General features: G+C 43.4%; 14 protein-coding genes. All 14 read left to right on the forward strand.

The features are described from left to right. The first annotated feature begins 143 nt into the window (after positions 1-143). The 14 genes from FQ087_RS21715 to lysS all read left to right on the forward strand — a co-directional run bounded on the left by FQ087_RS21715 (position 144) and on the right by lysS (position 15,499). Entirely contained in the window at positions 144-2,561 is a 2,418-nt protein-coding gene (locus FQ087_RS21715) for a SpoIIE family protein phosphatase (protein WP_149582691.1), read from the forward strand. An 87-nt stretch (positions 2,562-2,648) separates the two neighbouring features. Beyond that, a complete protein-coding gene (gene tilS, locus FQ087_RS21720) occupies positions 2,649-4,055 on the forward strand; it encodes a tRNA lysidine(34) synthetase TilS (RefSeq protein ID WP_188006861.1) in 1,407 nt (468 codons plus the stop codon). 27 nt (positions 4,056-4,082) lie between these two features. Further along, entirely contained in the window at positions 4,083-4,625 is a 543-nt protein-coding gene (gene hpt / locus FQ087_RS21725) for a hypoxanthine phosphoribosyltransferase (RefSeq protein WP_149582693.1), read from the forward strand. A gap of 129 nt (positions 4,626-4,754) precedes the next feature. Further along, a complete protein-coding gene (gene ftsH / locus FQ087_RS21730) occupies positions 4,755-6,785 on the forward strand; it encodes an ATP-dependent zinc metalloprotease FtsH (RefSeq protein WP_149582694.1) in 2,031 nt (676 codons plus the stop codon). A gap of 107 nt (positions 6,786-6,892) precedes the next feature. Then, positions 6,893-7,657, forward strand: a complete 765-nt coding sequence (locus FQ087_RS21735; RefSeq protein ID WP_188006862.1) for a type III pantothenate kinase — start codon at positions 6,893-6,895, stop codon at positions 7,655-7,657. Positions 7,658-7,675: 18 nt separating this feature from the next. Continuing rightward, positions 7,676-8,563, forward strand: coding sequence for an Hsp33 family molecular chaperone HslO (gene hslO / locus FQ087_RS21740; RefSeq protein ID WP_149582695.1), 888 nt, complete (start codon positions 7,676-7,678; stop codon positions 8,561-8,563). Beyond that, positions 8,541-9,464: a peptidyl-prolyl cis-trans isomerase gene (locus FQ087_RS21745; RefSeq protein ID WP_149582696.1), complete on the forward strand. Its 924-nt coding sequence runs from the start codon at positions 8,541-8,543 to the stop codon at positions 9,462-9,464. The genes hslO and FQ087_RS21745 overlap by 23 nt, the downstream gene beginning before the upstream one ends. A gap of 195 nt (positions 9,465-9,659) precedes the next feature. After that, a complete protein-coding gene (gene cysK, locus FQ087_RS21750) occupies positions 9,660-10,586 on the forward strand; it encodes a cysteine synthase A (protein ID WP_149582697.1) in 927 nt (308 codons plus the stop codon). Positions 10,587-10,901: 315 nt separating this feature from the next. Further along, positions 10,902-11,756: an aminodeoxychorismate lyase gene (gene pabC, locus FQ087_RS21755; RefSeq protein WP_149582698.1), complete on the forward strand. Its 855-nt coding sequence runs from the start codon at positions 10,902-10,904 to the stop codon at positions 11,754-11,756. After that, positions 11,756-12,607, forward strand: a complete 852-nt coding sequence (gene folP, locus FQ087_RS21760) for a dihydropteroate synthase (RefSeq protein WP_149582710.1) — start codon at positions 11,756-11,758, stop codon at positions 12,605-12,607. Before pabC ends, folP begins: the two co-directional genes overlap by 1 nt. 11 nt (positions 12,608-12,618) lie before the next feature. Further along, positions 12,619-12,987, forward strand: coding sequence for a dihydroneopterin aldolase (gene folB / locus FQ087_RS21765; RefSeq protein ID WP_149582699.1), 369 nt, complete (start codon positions 12,619-12,621; stop codon positions 12,985-12,987). Continuing rightward, the gene (gene folK, locus FQ087_RS21770) at positions 12,984-13,469 is read left to right on the forward strand and encodes a 2-amino-4-hydroxy-6-hydroxymethyldihydropteridine diphosphokinase (RefSeq protein ID WP_255452502.1); all 486 of its coding nucleotides are present in this window, start codon (positions 12,984-12,986) and stop codon (positions 13,467-13,469) included. Before folB ends, folK begins: the two co-directional genes overlap by 4 nt. Before the next feature lie 65 nt (positions 13,470-13,534). Further along, positions 13,535-13,672 (forward strand): tRNA-dihydrouridine synthase, encoded by a 138-nt coding sequence (locus FQ087_RS23235; protein WP_255452503.1) that lies wholly within the window; start codon positions 13,535-13,537, stop codon positions 13,670-13,672. 336 nt (positions 13,673-14,008) lie between these two features. Further along, positions 14,009-15,499, forward strand: a complete 1,491-nt coding sequence (lysS, locus tag FQ087_RS21780; RefSeq protein WP_149582700.1) for a lysine--tRNA ligase — start codon at positions 14,009-14,011, stop codon at positions 15,497-15,499. The last annotated feature ends 461 nt before the right edge of the window (positions 15,500-15,960 follow it).

The raw sequence follows: 15,960 nt of genomic DNA on the forward strand, positions 1-15,960 counted from the left end.
TGAAGTGTCAACCCTCTTAGGAAAAAAGAAAAAACAGTTCGGAATGAGTCGAAACATTTCGTTGACTCTTTGTCAGAAACAGACAATTTCTTTCCGTCTACCTATGTATACTCAAAGCATAGTAGACATAGGAGGAATGAGAAATGAAACTAATTGATCATTTAGTGCGTCCGGTAGGCCATCCGATTGGTATGTATATCGAGATAATTGGAAAACGGAAAATGCATATTTTAGTTGCGACCTTATTCTTATTTGGATCTTTTTTCTTGTCGCAAGCTGTATTGTTCGATGCAGCGGTTCCTTTTTTCTTGCCTGTTTGGGCACTTGCGCGGGCCCGCTTCAAAAAACACCTCATATGGGTGTTCATTGGCGGGATGTTCGGGAGTGCATTTCTTGGCCTTGGACAGGCTGTTATCCATCTATTGATGCTTGCTCTATTCAATGCGGTTATTAAATATCCGCTGATGCGAAAATCGGTACCGCTCACGGTAGCGGGATGTATTATCGTTGTTCAAGTGTTGTGGCAGTTCATTATGCATCTCGGACAACCACCAGTAAATGTTCAATTATATATAGGTTTTGAAGCGGTCCTTGCTTTGATCATGACTTTTTTCCTCTTTGTCGCATTTCCTGCCGCAGATCGGATCTTTTTCGGTAAATGGACACCCGAACGGCTTGGCGCGGCTTGCCTTGTCGGCGCACTAGCTACTACTGGTATGAGTGGAATAATGTTAGGTCCCGTTTCGGTTTCAGGAACACTTATTCATCTGACAATCCTGCTTGCGGCACTTGTAGGGGGTCTTCCATTTGCGACAACAATCGCGATGATCATTGCTGCGATTGTGGGGTTGGCAGAATTGTCGTTCACTGGAATGATGGCTGTGTATGGTATGACAGGCTTTTTTGCAGGCACACTCCGCCGGTTTGGGAAAATCGGCATCGCGTTAGGTGGGGTCTCTGTATCTGTATTTTTCCTTATGTATGATTTGACCTTGCCGCTTGATAAATCGCACTTTATAACAATTGCTACTGCAACTCTTGTTTTTTTGATAATCCCTTCGAAAAGATTAGAGCCGATTCGACGAGTATTTTATCCTGAGAATACGGAAACCTCTGAAAAACGACAAAAGTGGCTGGCAGACAGGCTTGATGAGCAGTTATCTGATTTCAAACAGTTTTCAGAATTTATGTCTACGCTTGTCGGTGATCGGTTTCCCACCCGCGATAATCCAGATGTATTGCCTCAGCAGGATATACCAAAGATTTGCCAGTCTTGTTTCCGTCATTCCAAGTGTTGGGAAGGCGCAGATAATGATATGGGGGGGCTTCTTAGTGAATGGGAAGCAACCTATTCTATGACGAAAAAAGCTAAGCGTCACAGGGTTGAGGAAAAGATTAAATATAAGTGCATTCGATTCAATGGGTTGGTGACAGAACTGGAAGAACAAGCTGCCAATCGCTTATTGACAGGACAACTTCAGCATGGGCGAAAAATGCTTGCTCTTCAATTGCGGGATATGAGCACTCATCTGGATAAAATTATGAATGAAGTAAAAGAGGATTTGACTGTCTATAAGCCAGCTGAGGAAGAGCTCGCGAAACGTCTTCAAGAGAAAAATATTGAATACTTCCAGATTGACGTTTTGTCGGGAGAGAGGGGAGCGCGTCGCATTATCTGTTGTATTCCTGAGAAAAGATCTGATTTTGAAACGGACACGACAGTAGCAGAAAGATTTATCCTACCAATTCTAGAAGAAATGTACGATGAACCGTTCCGGGTCGCCAAATCAGCCGTTTTGCAAGACCCTTTTCCACATATTCAATTAACGTTTGGCTCGGCGGTTCGCTTTTCACTTGATTACGGTATTGTCACAACGGCAGGCGGTGAAACATTCCATGCAGGAGATGCATATGAAGTTTTTCCAATCCATGAAGGACTAACGGCGGTCTTGTTGTCGGATGGAATGGGCCAGGATTTAAATGCATATCGTGAGAGTCGAAAGGTAATTCGTTTAATGCGGGAATGTTTGGATCGAAAAATGGATCCTGAAACAGCTATGCATACGCTGCACTATATGATGTCTTTGAACGGGCTAGATGATATGTACGCCACACTTGACCTGGCTCTCGTTGATTTGCAGGACGGACGTATTTGGTCTTGGAAAGCTGGGTCGATGAGTACGTATATTAAACGCGGTGACGATTTTTTAAGATTGGATAGCAAATCTGTTCCTGTCGGTTTTCTACCGTCCTTTTCTGTAGAGGCAAAAAATGAAGAGTTAAAGTCAGGAGACATTATACTCATGGTAACTGACGGGATTTTCAATGGCGATATTACATTGGAGAAACAAGAAAAATCGTTGTACAGTACACTTGAAAAGTACGGGGGGTTAGAGTGCGACAAAATTGCGGATCGTATTATGCATGAAATGGAACGAAAGTTTGGTTTGATAGGAGACGATCGCACCGTGTTGGTTATGAAAATCGACCATGTACTGCCGAAGTGGTCGAGTTTTACACCATATTCACAAACTATTTCCCGGGAAAAGGCTATCGGATGAGTGCATAAGTGAATGGAACCCCTCCTCTAGGTATTCTATGGTAAAATTTGAACAACAGTAGAATTGAAGAGAGGAGGGAGCCGGGCAGTGGATAAATTTAAGCAGACGATATTTCAATTCATCAAGGAATGGTCACTCATTGCTTCAGGAAACCGTGTTTTAATCGCCTGTTCCGGTGGGGTGGATTCGGTGGCACTTTTACATTTTATGGCCACGAATCGAGATAGAATGGGAATCGAAGTTGCCGCAATTCACGTCGATCATATGTTGCGTGGAAAAGAGTCTGCAGCAGACGGTACATTTGTAGCTGGGTTATGTAAAGTACATGGAATTCCGTTTTTCGGTGGAAGTGTTCAAGTTCCAGATATTATCGAAAAACAAGGCGGCAATGTGCAAGCTGTTTGTCGGGAAGGACGATATGCATTTTTCGAGAATATCATGAAAACACACGGTTATGATGTCTTGGCAACGGCGCATCATGCAGAAGATCAGTTGGAAACGGTCTTGATGCAAGTAACGAAAGGTAGTCGACCTTCAGGTATGCCAGTGAAGCGAGAAGTTGAAGGCGGGATTCTTATTCGACCTTTCCTTCCGGCTATGAAAGCAGACCTCTTTTCATATGTTGAAGAAAACCAATTAAATTATCGTGAAGACCCAAGCAATGAAAGTGATACCTATCTGCGCAATCGTTATCGTCACAAAATTATCCCGTTTATCCTTGATGAAAACCCGGGAGCTGCTGAAAACGCAGTGAAAATGTCTGGGTATTTACAGGAAGATGAAGAATTGCTTGAAATGTTGGCACAGGAACGTTTTAATAATATTACCAAATTTACAGAAGCGGGCCTGCCTGTCGTTGACGGAAATGCTTTTTCCGCTATGCACCAAACTTTACAAAGACGGATGATTACAATATTATTGAGGTATCTTTACAATGGGGAAATTATGCCCGTAAAATATAATTCTGCGCTTATAAGTCAACTATTGCATCATCTATCTTCGCAAAACGGGAATGTATCTATTCACCTTCCACGCGGTTACCGATTCATTCGGGAATATGGCGTGCTGACGTTCGTTCGTGATACACCAACTGTAGAATTGGATATGCAAAAAATGTTGCCTAAAGGCGTTTGGACCCGCTGGGGAAAAGATTTTCAGCTTTATTGGAATGAAGTGAGTAATTTTGATACAGAGTTATTCATGGACACAGATGACATCATGTATTTTGACTTGCCTCACTCTAAACTTCCTCTGTCCATCAGGAGAAGAGAGGATGGGGATCGAATCTTGTTACCGGGTATGACACATCCGAAACGTTTATCTAGGTTGTTTATCGATGAAAAGGTTGGCATGACAGAACGCGACCGATTACCGGTAATCATTACAGCGCAAGGTGAAATTTGTGCAGTTCCAGGAGTGCGGTATGGAGTGGCATTTTCACGAAACAAGACAGATCAGAGTAAGTACATAGTTAGTACGAGAAAATCATTATAGATCTACATGCAAAGAGGAGGAATTTCGATGTTGAAAAAAGATATCGAAGAAATACTGGTTACAGAAGAAGAAATACAAGAGAAAATTCTTGAGCTTGGTGCAGTATTGACAGAAGAGTACAAAGATAAGTACGTCCTCGCGATTGGTATACTGAAAGGCGGGTTGCCTTTCATGAGTGATCTCATTAAGCGTATCGATACTTACATGGAACTAGACTTCATGGACGTTTCTAGTTACGGAAATGCAACAGTGTCATCAGGCGAAGTGAAAATCGTCAAAGACTTAAACACAAGTGTTGAAGGCCGAGATGTGCTGATTATTGAAGATATTATCGATAGCGGGAAGACATTAAGTTACCTTGTCGAACTGATGAAATACCGAAAAGCAAATTCGATTAAAATCGTTACTCTTCTTGATAAGCCAACAGGTCGGAAGGTAGATTTGAAAGCGGATTACGTTGGTTTTAACGTACCGGATGCATTTGTTGTTGGGTACGGGCTTGATTACATGGAGAAATACAGAAACTTACCTTATATTGGCGTATTGAAAAAGGAAATCTATTCTTTTTAACTATTTGTAGAAAAGTCTTTTTAAAGGTCAGATGAAAAAATTCTACTAAGGCATTTCCTTTGTAGGATGAATCAGACCTGTGATAAGATTTACACTAGTTTTCTGTCTAATGAAATGAGGAGGCTTGGGATGAATCGAATACTTCGATACTTTCTATTATACGGACTGATATTTCTTGCAATCATGGGGATATTCAGTTCACTAAACAATACAAACCCGAAACAGAAAGAGATTCGCTACGATGAATTTATCACTGCGTTGGAAGATGGAAAAGTTTCAACAGTAAGTTTACAGCCAGTTCAGCTTGTCCTTGAAGTGAAGGGTACAATGAAAGGCTATAAAGAAGGCGAAGAGTTCGTCACGAATATTATGAACGATACCAAGACGCAGGAAGATATCCGTACACTTGCTACGCAAACTAACACGGAAATCGACATCTTGCCGACTCCTGTTGCGAGCGCGTGGGTATCCTTCTTTACGGGTCTTCTACCGTTCATCATTATCTTCATCTTGTTCTTCTTCCTGTTAAATCAGGCGCAAGGCGGAGGCGGCGGCGGTGGTCGTGTTATGAACTTCGGTAAGAGTAAGGCGAAGCTTCATACGGATGATCGTAAAAAGGTACGTTTCACAGATGTTGCGGGTGCTGACGAAGAGAAAGCGGAACTTGTAGAAGTTGTTGACTTCCTAAAAGATTCACGTAAATTCGTTGAAGTCGGCGCACGTATTCCTAGAGGGATTCTGTTAGTTGGACCTCCTGGTACTGGTAAAACGTTGTTGGCACGTGCGGTTGCAGGTGAAGCGGGTGTTCCGTTCTTCTCAATCTCGGGTTCTGATTTCGTAGAAATGTTCGTTGGGGTCGGGGCATCACGTGTACGTGACCTTTTCGAAAATGCTAAAAAGAACGCACCATGTATTATTTTCATCGATGAAATCGATGCGGTCGGTCGCCAACGTGGCGCGGGCCTCGGCGGTGGACACGATGAACGCGAACAAACATTGAACCAACTCCTTGTTGAAATGGATGGTTTCGGTGAGAACGAAGGGGTTATCATTGTTGCGGCAACAAACCGCCCTGATATTCTTGACCCTGCACTTCTACGTCCTGGACGTTTTGACCGTCAGATTACAGTTGGTCGTCCGGATGTAAAAGGAAGAGAAGCTGTTCTTCAAGTCCATGCGCGCAACAAGCCACTTGACGATACTGTCAACTTGAAGGCACTTGCACAACGTACACCTGGATTCTCGGGTGCAGATCTTGAAAACTTATTGAACGAGGCAGCACTTGTTGCCGCAAGACGCGATAAGGTGAAAATCGATATGTCAGACATCGACGAAGCAACGGACCGCGTTATTGCGGGACCTGCGAAGACGAGTCGTGTCGTTTCGAAAAAAGAACGTGATATTGTATCGTTCCATGAAGCAGGTCACGTAGTTGTAGGGCTAATGCTCGATGACGCCGAAATCGTTCATAAAGTAACAATTGTCCCTCGTGGTCAGGCAGGCGGTTATGCCGTCATGCTTCCAAAAGAGGACCGTTACTTCATGACGAAACCTGAACTTCTTGATAAAATCGCAGGACTTCTTGGTGGTCGTGTTGCAGAAGAAATCGTCCTTGGTGAAGTTTCTACTGGGGCACACAATGACTTCCAACGCGCAACTGCTATCGCACGTTCAATGGTAACGGAATACGGAATGAGTGATAAACTCGGACCGATGCAGTTCGGACAGTCTCAAGGGCAAGTATTCCTTGGTAGAGACTTCAACTCCGAACAGAACTATTCCGAATCAATTGCGTATGAAATCGATCAAGAGATGCAACGTATTATTAAAGAACAATATGCTCGTACAAAAGAAATCCTTTTGAGTAAACGCGAATTGCTTGATTTGATTGCAACAACACTTCTTGAAGTGGAAACTCTCGATGCAGAGCAAATTAATCATCTGAAAGATCACGGTACATTGCCTGATCGTCCATATGGCCGTTACGGTTTAGATAATAAAGATGAAGACGTTAAGAGTGTAGATCTGTTGAAAGAAGGAGATGACACAGTCATTTCTGATTCAACTGGAGCACCTACGGACCCTTCTATCGGTGATTTACCGAAAGAGTCGAATCCAGACCAAACTCTTAAATCAATCGACGAAGAACGCAGAGATTAAACATATTATGAGAGCTGACTGTTTCTTTTGAAGCAGTCAGCTTTTTTCTGTACACTAGTATGTGGTATGATGTGTTGGAAAATGATGAAGTTAGCGAGGAAACCATTATGATTTTAGTGCTGGATACAGGAAACACGAATATTGTTCTTGGCGTTTATGAACACGGACAACTTAAACATCATTGGCGCATGGAAACTTACAGACATAAGACGGAAGATGAATATGCGATGCAAGTGAAGTCGTTGTTTTCACACGTCGGACTCTCTTTCGGTGATGTAACTGGCATTATCATTTCGTCGGTTGTTCCACCGGTCATGTTCCCTCTTGAACAAATGTGCAGAAAATATTTCAATCAAAAACCGCTTATTGTTGGCCCTGGCCTTAAAACGGGATTGAACATCAAGTACGAAAATCCTCGTGAAGTCGGTGCAGACCGGATCGTTAATGCAGTCGCAGCAATCCATGAATATGGGAATCCACTTATCATTGTCGATTTTGGCACAGCAACAACGTACTGTTATGTTAATGAAAAGTGCGAGTATATGGGCGGAGCAATTGCGCCGGGTATTGGAATTTCAATGGAGGCTCTATTCGATAGGGCGTCGAAATTACCACGTATCGAATTGACGAAACCGGATCATGTTGTAGGAAAAAGTACGGTAGCTGCTATGCAGTCGGGGATTGTCTATGGATATGTTGGGCAGGTCGACGGAATTGTTACGCGTATGAAAGCGCAAAGTAAGGTAGAACCAACTGTTATCGCTACTGGGGGACTCGCTGGCTTAATCGCAAGCGAAACTTCTGTAATTGATGTCGTTGATAATTTCTTGACACTAAAAGGGCTTCATCTCATCTATGAACGTAATATGTAAAAGGGGTAGAGAAAATAAATGAATGATTACTTAGTAAAAGCTCTCGCATTCGATGGAACAATCCGGGCATATGCAGCTCGCTCGACAGAAACTGTAGCAGAAGTACAACGCCGTCATGCTATGTGGCCGACTGCAACAGCGGCTTTAGGACGCTCGATGACAGCGGCTGTCATGATGGGTGCCATGTCAAAAGGCGATGACAAACTGACAATAAAAGTTGACGGAAATGGACCTATTGGTTCGATGGTCATCGATGCAAATGCGCATGGTGAAGTTCGAGGTTATGCTTCGAATCCGCAAACACATTTTGAGTTAAATGAGCAGGGTAAACTTGACGTAAGGCGTGCCGTCGGAACAGAAGGAATGCTGTCGGTTGTCAAAGATCTTGGCCTGCGTGATTTCTTTACAGGACAAGTACCTATTGTGTCGGGTGAAATTGCCGAAGACTTCACACAGTACTTTGTCGTTTCAGAACAGGTACCTTCTGCTGTGGGGCTTGGTGTCCTTGTTAACCCGGACAATACTGTTCAAGCTGCCGGAGGTTTCATTATTCAAGTTATGCCTGGTGCGACGGAAGAGACAATTGGAACGCTGGAAGAGCGCATTGCCAACGTTGAACCAATTTCAACGTTAATTGCCCGTGGTCTTACTCCTGAGGAAATACTTGGAGAAGTTCTCGGTGCAGAAAACGTGGAAATCCTTGATCGGATGGCTATTTCATTCGCATGTAATTGCTCGAGGGAACGATTTGGAAATGCAATCATTGGTCTTGGGGAGCGCGAAATTCGAGACATGATTGAAGAGGATGGACAGGCGGAAGCGCATTGTCACTTCTGTATGGAAACGTATTTATATCCGAAAGAAGAGCTGGAAGGTTTTATCCATGAAATACAATCGGAAGCCTGAGCTGGAATCGATAAATGGTCAGAAACGTAAACTGAAGACGAAACCACTCATTCTTTTAATTGGAATCCTTTTAGCGTTCAATATCTTCTGGTTCATTGGATGGCTCATACCGGACAAATCGAAACAAACAGATGAAGAGGTGGCATCGGTTGCCGGTAAGCCTATAACGAGGGAACAGTGGATGTCGGCAATGGAAAAGGAAGTAGGACGCGAAACTCTTCTTGAGCTTGTGAATGAAAAAGTAATGGCGGTAGCTGCAGAACAATACGGGATTAAGGTATCCGACAAGGAAATCGATCTTGAAATTGCGCTTATTCGTTCCGTAGACGGCCGCTCTCATTCTGGTCAAGATGAGGATGAAATGCGTCAGAAAATCCGTTCTAATCTCATTCTTGAAAAGGTATTAACGAAAGATGTTGTCGTTAAAGATAAAGCGATAAAGAAGCAGTTTGATGAAAATACTGCACTTTACAATGTACTAACCGCTTACCGAACCGCTATTATCGTTGTCCCTACGAAAACAGATGCGGAACAAACAATTGATGAGCTTTCAAAAGGTTCAAGTTTTGATGTTCTTGCGAAAGAGCGATCGACGGATCTTGCTTCCGCTAGTCTAGGTGGAGATATCGGTTACATCAATGATTCGACGGATTCAATCGACAAGAAAATTATAGAAACTGTGTCCGATGCGAATGAAGGGTCGACGAGTGGAGTGATAGCCTTGAGTGACGGTACTTATGCGGTGATTCGCGTAAGTGAAGTGGTGAAAGGGCAGTCGTTTAAATTTAACGAAGTAAAGGATCACATCAAGCGTGAACTTGCGCTTGAGCAGTTGCCACAGACGGTCAGCCCAGAAGCGTTTTGGAAAGAATTTGATGCGAAGTGGTTTTACGGTAATTAATAGATAGCTGTTCGGAAGCTGATATAAATCAGCGCCTCCGGACAGCTTTTCTAATTTAAGTGGTTTAAGTCTAAAAGTATAAGTGAAAGAATACATACATATTGTGGCATTCAATTGTTGACAATGTTCACATAATGGTAGTAATATTAATAGTATAAAGCATATCAAAATAGTAGGAATTGGGAGTGAGTATAAATGACGTTAGTTGGAAACTCTGTTGCGGATCTTGTTGGGAAGACGCCTCTTGTTAAAATGAATAGAATGACCGGGGTGGATGATGCAGATGTTTACTTGAAACTGGAATATATGAATCCAGGTTCTAGTGTCAAAGACCGTATTGCGCTTGCGATGATTGAAGCGGCTGAAAAGTCAGGGGATTTGAAAGAAGGAAGCACGATTATCGAGCCGACAAGTGGAAATACAGGAATCGGCCTTGCAATGATTGCGGCTGCAAAAGGGTATAAGGCTGTTTTGGTTATGCCGGATACGATGAGTACAGAGCGACGTAATCTACTTCGAGCTTATGGTGCCGATCTTGTGTTGACACCAGGTGCTGAAGGAATGAAAGGTGCCATTGGAAAAGCGGAAGAACTATCAAAGGAAAATGGTTGGTTCATGCCGCAACAATTTAACAATGATGCAAATCCTGAAATTCATCGCTTAACAACTGGCCCTGAAATCGCAGATGCACTAGATCGCGTGGATGCGTTCATTTCTGGAATTGGAACGGGTGGTACGATTACGGGAGTGGGTAGCGTTTTGAAAGAACGTTTTCCTGAAGTGAGTATCATTGCTGTTGAACCGACAGATTCACCTGTGCTTTCAGGCGGTAAGCCGGGCCCGCATAAAATTCAGGGCATCGGTGCCGGTTTCGTCCCTAAGGTACTAAATACGGATATATATGATGAAATCATCCAAGTAACGAATGACGAAGCGTATGATACAGCAAGGCGTGCCGCTCGCGAAGAGGGTATTCTTGGTGGTGTTTCATCCGGAGCGGCAATCTTTGCAGCGCTACAAGTGGCGAAAAAGCTTGGTAAAGGGAAGAAAGTAGTTGCAATTTTACCATCTAATGGTGAACGATACTTGAGTACGCCACTCTATCAATTTGACGAAGAGTAATACCGTGGGGAGGGAAGGGGCAGAGATGCTTCTTCTTTTTTATTTGATTGAAATATGTTTGTTGCGGTTGGATATGATTACTCCCTAAATAAAAAGACACCGCCTTTTCTTCTTTTAATAGCGTAAAACGACTTTTACACGGTAAGATAAAGATATTAATCAATATTGGACGGACACAAGGAAGCGAAGAGGTTTATTTACAGGATCTATTGGTTGGTTCGGTGTCGGAAGTAAAATATGTGGAATCATTGAATAAGGCAAAAGCGCTTTGGTAAGTGAAGGCAATGGCTGAAAAGTAAGATTGGGGGATTTGGCATGTGGTGTTGGATGAATGGTGAATTCTTGCGTGCGGAGGAGTTAAAGATATCCCCGTTTGATCATGGATTTCTATACGGTGCTGGCTTTTTTGAAACCTTCAGGACATACAGCGGCAAGGTGCTCTTGTATGATGAACATATGGACAGATTGCACAGGGCACTTACGGAGTACCGCATTGCGATGCCTTATGAAGAAACCGAAATTCTTGCAGTTGTGCGTAAATTGAATCACTTAAATGGCGGACAGGATGGCTATTTTCGGTTAAATGTCTCTGCGGGGGTCCATGATATCGGTCTTGCACCTTCCTCGTATGCATCGCCGAACGTTATTTTATTCAGAAAAGAATTGGCTTCAACTGTTCGAGGGACGGAAAAGAAAGCTGTCTGGCTGGGCACTACGCGAAATAAACCGGAAAGCGTTGTGCGCCATAAATCGCATAACTTCCTTAATAACGTACGGGGAAGGCTGGAGCTGTCTTCGTTGAAAGAATTGGAAGGTCTTTTCGTAACAGATGAAGGTTTTGTTGCGGAGGGTGTTACGTCAAATGTCTTTTGGGTGAAGGATGGCGCGCTGTTTACACCGGCTATAGAAACAGGGATTCTTCCAGGGACGACACGAGCTTTTATCATTCAATGCGCTAGATCTGCTGGAATTACTGTGAATGAAGGGTTTTACGGCAAAGAACAAGTAGAGGATGCGGACGAGTTATTCGTCACGAATGCTGTACAGGAACTCGTGCCGCTATCTATGATTGAAGAAACTTCGCTTCCGGGAGCGACAGGTGCATATTATAAAAAACTGCATGAAATGTATATGCAGGCAATAGATAAGATGGAAGAAGGTTGCTGTTGATGGAATTGGCTCGTGCACGTGATACATACCAGTTTAGAAATACGGATATGGATTTCAAAAAAGAAACAGTCATTATGGGTATTTTGAATGTAACTCCGGATTCATTTTCGGATGGTGGGAAATACGGCCGCATTGATGCCGCGCTTAGGCGTGCGGAAGAGATGCTTCGCGATGGAGCTAAGATTATCGATGTGGGTGGAGAATCAACACGTCCAGGGCATGTCCCGATTTCATTGGAAGAAGAGCTCGAACGAACAGTTCCGGTTATCAAGGCTTTGACAAGGGAGCTTGGGTGTACGGTGTCCATTGATACATATAAGGCGGGTGTCGCGGAAGAAGCGATTCTTGCGGGTGCACAGATTATAAACGATATATGGGGAGCGAAACGTGAACCGTATATTGCGGACGTTGCAGCAAAGCATAATGTCCCGATTATATTGATGCATAATCGGGAGAAGGCGGAGTATGAAGGTAACTTTATGGATGAAGTCATCGCTGATTTGGAAGAAAACGTCGAGATTGCGGTTGCGGCAGGTGTAGCGCACGAAAATATTTGGTTGGATCCAGGCATTGGCTTCGCGCGGAATGCTAGTCAAAACATATGGACGATGCAAGGGTTAGATCGGATTTCTGAAATGGGCTATCCGGTACTCCTCGGAACTTCACGGAAGTCGCTAATCGGCAATGTGCTGGGCTTACCTGTTGAGGAACGATTGGAAGGGACGGGCGCAACGGTTTGTTACGGAATCGAACACGGCTGCCACATTATGCGGGTTCATGACGTTAAGGAGATTGCGCGAATGGCGAAAATGATGGATGTCCTGACAGGAAAAACGAATTTTGAACAATAGGAGGATGCGCTATGGATTATATTCATTTGAATGAATTGGAGTTTTACGGTTATCACGGGGCACTGCCTGAGGAGACGAAGCTCGGCCAGCGCTTCCGTGTAACAATTTCTCTTGCGACGGATCTTTCTGAAGCGGGAAAAACGGATAATCTGGATAAAACGGTGAATTACGCGGAAGTATACAGTGTTTGTCAATCGATTGTTGAGGGCGAACCTGTAAAATTGATTGAGACAGTTGCGGAAAAAATTGCAACTGCTGTACTAGCTGCGTTTGCGGATAAGGTGACTGGCGTTCGAGTAGTACTCGTGAAACCAGATCCGCCGATTCCAGGTCATTACGCTTCAGTGTCCGTTGATATTACGAGGGGGAGCTTTGTGTGAATGTAGCGTACATCTCGATTGGGTCAAACATCGGAGATAGGCTGAATCATTTGAAAGAGGCGGTGCGGGCACTTCATTCGCACGAAGGTACAACAGTTGCAGCGGTATCGTCGATTTATGAAACGGAACCTGTCGGCTTTACAGATCAAGCGGATTTTCTCAACATGGTAGTTTGTGTGGAAACGAGCCTTGAAGCACAGGAACTTTTGGGATTTTGTCAAAAGATTGAACAGGAATTGGGCAGGATCCGTGATATAAGATGGGGTCCGCGGACTGTAGACCTAGACATCTTGCTGTATAATAACGACAATATTGAAACAGAGAACTTGATTGTGCCGCATCCAAGAATGCGTGAGCGGGCCTTTGTTCTTATTCCGCTTCTTGAAATTGCTCCTTTAATGGCCAGTCCGATGGTAGACGCAGGCGTTATGCTATGGAGGAAGGTTAATGGAGTCGTTGATCTGTTACAACAAGGTGAGTGAGATGTCTCTAGCCGTCTAGTTGATGAAAACAGGTAATCCGCTTGTGATGGTAAGAAATTTTTGAAATGGTTTCGGCCGTTGTCGCTAAAGCCTATAAACCGGTAAGTGTGAAAATGCGAATTGGTTGGGACGATGAACATATTTTTGCGGTTGAAAATGCTAAAGCGGTCAAGGCCGCGAGCGTACGCGTATTCAAAGCGTAACTGGAATATCACTCGCGAGATGAAAGAAGCGGTTACAATCCCTTTAATTAGGAAAGTTAATGGCGTTATGATTGTACAGGTGGCGCTTGGGGATTCGTGAATGATCTATCGTAGTGTTCAATCCCTTGAAATAGGTGAATTTATGGAACGTGAACAAGTAGCGTTTGGTGTAAGTGCTGTTTGAATCAGGTAATCGAGGCCGCCACAAATTGTGGTGGCTCTTTTTATGAGTTAATTTGACGATGCAGACAAGTAAAGCGTGTCCGGGCGGCTCAAATTGTGTACAATAGATGCATGCTATCTATTGCAGCGGATAATGATGAAGGAGTGAATGAAATGTCACACTTAGATGAAATGAACGACCAGCTTTTGGTGAGACGCCAGAAGATGGAAGATATAAGGGAGAGTGGATTAGATCCATTCGGCTCAAGATTTGAACGTACACATCTGTCGAATGAAATCCGGGAACAGTTTGAAGAAATATCAAAAGAAGAGCTTGATGAAACGCCACACCAAGTAACAATTGCGGGCCGTATCATGACGAAACGTGGAAAAGGAAAAGCTGGATTTGCCAACCTACAAGATCTTGGTGGTCAGGTTCAAATCTACGTGAGACAAGATGCAATCGGTGAAGATGCTTATAAACTTTATAATAGTACAGATCTTGGGGATATTATCGGTATTACAGGGATGATGTTCAAGACGAAAGTTGGAGAACTCTCTATTAAAGCAACTGAATTCACGTTCCTTACAAAGGCACTACGTCCACTTCCTGAGAAATTCCACGGATTGAAAGATATCGAACAGCGTTATCGTCAGCGATATTTGGATTTGATTGCGACTGAAGGTAGTAAAGAGACGTTCATTCTAAGAAGTCGTATCATCCAGTCGATGCGTCGCTATTTAGATGGACAAGGTTTCCTTGAAGTTGAAACGCCGATGCTACACGCAATTGCTGGAGGAGCTTCTGCACGTCCGTTTATCACGCACCACAATGCACTCGATATGGAATTGTATATGCGTATTGCAATCGAACTCCATTTGAAACGCCTCATTGTAGGTGGACTTGAGAAGGTTTATGAAATTGGACGTGTTTTCCGTAATGAGGGAACTTCGACGCGCCATAACCCTGAATTCACGATGATAGAACTATATGAAGCATATGCGGATTATAAAGATATCATGGCATTGACTGAAAACATGGTCTCGCATATTGCGCAAGAGGTGCTTGGTAAGACTGAAGTGCAGTACGGGGATGATTTAATAAATTTAGCTCCAGGGTGGACTCGTCTACATATGGTTGATGCAATCAAACAATATACGGGTGCCGACTTCTGGAAAGAGATGACGAAGGAAGAAGCTCATGCGCTTGCTGAAGAACATGGAATAGAAGTGCTAGCGACTATGGAAGTAGGCCATGTACTAAATGAATTCTTCGAACAAAAAGTAGAAGAGCAACTTGTACAACCGACATTCATCTATGGGCATCCAGTTGAGATCTCGCCGCTTGCGAAGAAAAATCCGGAAGATGGTCGCTTTACAGATCGGTTCGAATTATTTATTGTGCGTCGCGAACACGCGAATGCATTTACAGAGCTAAACGATCCAATCGATCAGCGTGAACGTTTCGAATCACAACTTGTTGAAAAAGAACAAGGGAATGACGAAGCGCATGATATGGACGATGACTTCATTGAAGCCCTTGAGTACGGATTACCACCAACTGGAGGTCTTGGGATTGGGGTCGATCGACTAGTTATGTTGTTAACGAATGCGCAATCGATTCGTGATATCCTTCTATTCCCGCAGATGCGTAAGAAAGAATAAAGAAAATAATCGCTATGCAATGCCTTTGAAAGTGCGTTGCATAGCGGTTTTTGTTTTATTTTAAAAGAAATTGAAACTAAATTTGAAATTAGTGTTGCATTTAAAATGACCAGGTGTTATATTAGATAACGTTGCCAGTCCGACATATCGAAAACAGTCAAACAACGAAAAAAGAAATTGAAATTAGTTGTTGACACGGACGGAACGAAATGTTATGATATAAAAGTTGTCACCGAAACAACGACAACTACTAAAAGTGAAGAATGCAAGTTGATTCTTCCTACATGAACCTTGAAAACTGAACAGCAAAACATCAATGAAATATAGCGAGAGTGCTAACGCACTTGAGCAAAACGTTTCTAGTAAGTCGGCTTCGGTCGGACGAAAAAAACACACACTAGAATCTTCGGATTCGGGGGAGGAATTTGATTCCTCCTTAGTCAGCAAGAAATGAGCTATTC

This window comes from Sporosarcina sp. ANT_H38 (assembly GCF_008369195.1).
In the GTDB taxonomy this organism is placed as follows: domain Bacteria; phylum Bacillota; class Bacilli; order Bacillales_A; family Planococcaceae; genus Sporosarcina.

Excerpts from the sequence above, each read along its gene's own strand:
- FQ087_RS21745 (WP_149582696.1), top strand. The coding sequence starts at position 8,541 with ATGAAATACAATCGGAAGCCTGAGCTGGAATCGATAAATGGTCAGAAA.
- hslO (WP_149582695.1), top strand. The coding sequence starts at position 7,676 with ATGAATGATTACTTAGTAAAAGCTCTCGCATTCGATGGAACAATCCGG.
- FQ087_RS21715 (WP_149582691.1), top strand. The coding sequence starts at position 144 with ATGAAACTAATTGATCATTTAGTGCGTCCGGTAGGCCATCCGATTGGT.
- FQ087_RS21735 (WP_188006862.1), top strand. The coding sequence starts at position 6,893 with ATGATTTTAGTGCTGGATACAGGAAACACGAATATTGTTCTTGGCGTT.
- cysK (WP_149582697.1), top strand. The coding sequence starts at position 9,660 with ATGACGTTAGTTGGAAACTCTGTTGCGGATCTTGTTGGGAAGACGCCT.
- ftsH (WP_149582694.1), top strand. The coding sequence starts at position 4,755 with ATGAATCGAATACTTCGATACTTTCTATTATACGGACTGATATTTCTT.
- pabC (WP_149582698.1), top strand. The coding sequence starts at position 10,902 with ATGTGGTGTTGGATGAATGGTGAATTCTTGCGTGCGGAGGAGTTAAAG.
- folP (WP_149582710.1), top strand. The coding sequence starts at position 11,756 with ATGGAATTGGCTCGTGCACGTGATACATACCAGTTTAGAAATACGGAT.
- hpt (WP_149582693.1), top strand. The coding sequence starts at position 4,083 with ATGTTGAAAAAAGATATCGAAGAAATACTGGTTACAGAAGAAGAAATA.
- folB (WP_149582699.1), top strand. The coding sequence starts at position 12,619 with ATGGATTATATTCATTTGAATGAATTGGAGTTTTACGGTTATCACGGG.
- lysS (WP_149582700.1), top strand. The coding sequence starts at position 14,009 with ATGTCACACTTAGATGAAATGAACGACCAGCTTTTGGTGAGACGCCAG.
- FQ087_RS23235 (WP_255452503.1), top strand. The coding sequence starts at position 13,535 with ATGGTTTCGGCCGTTGTCGCTAAAGCCTATAAACCGGTAAGTGTGAAA.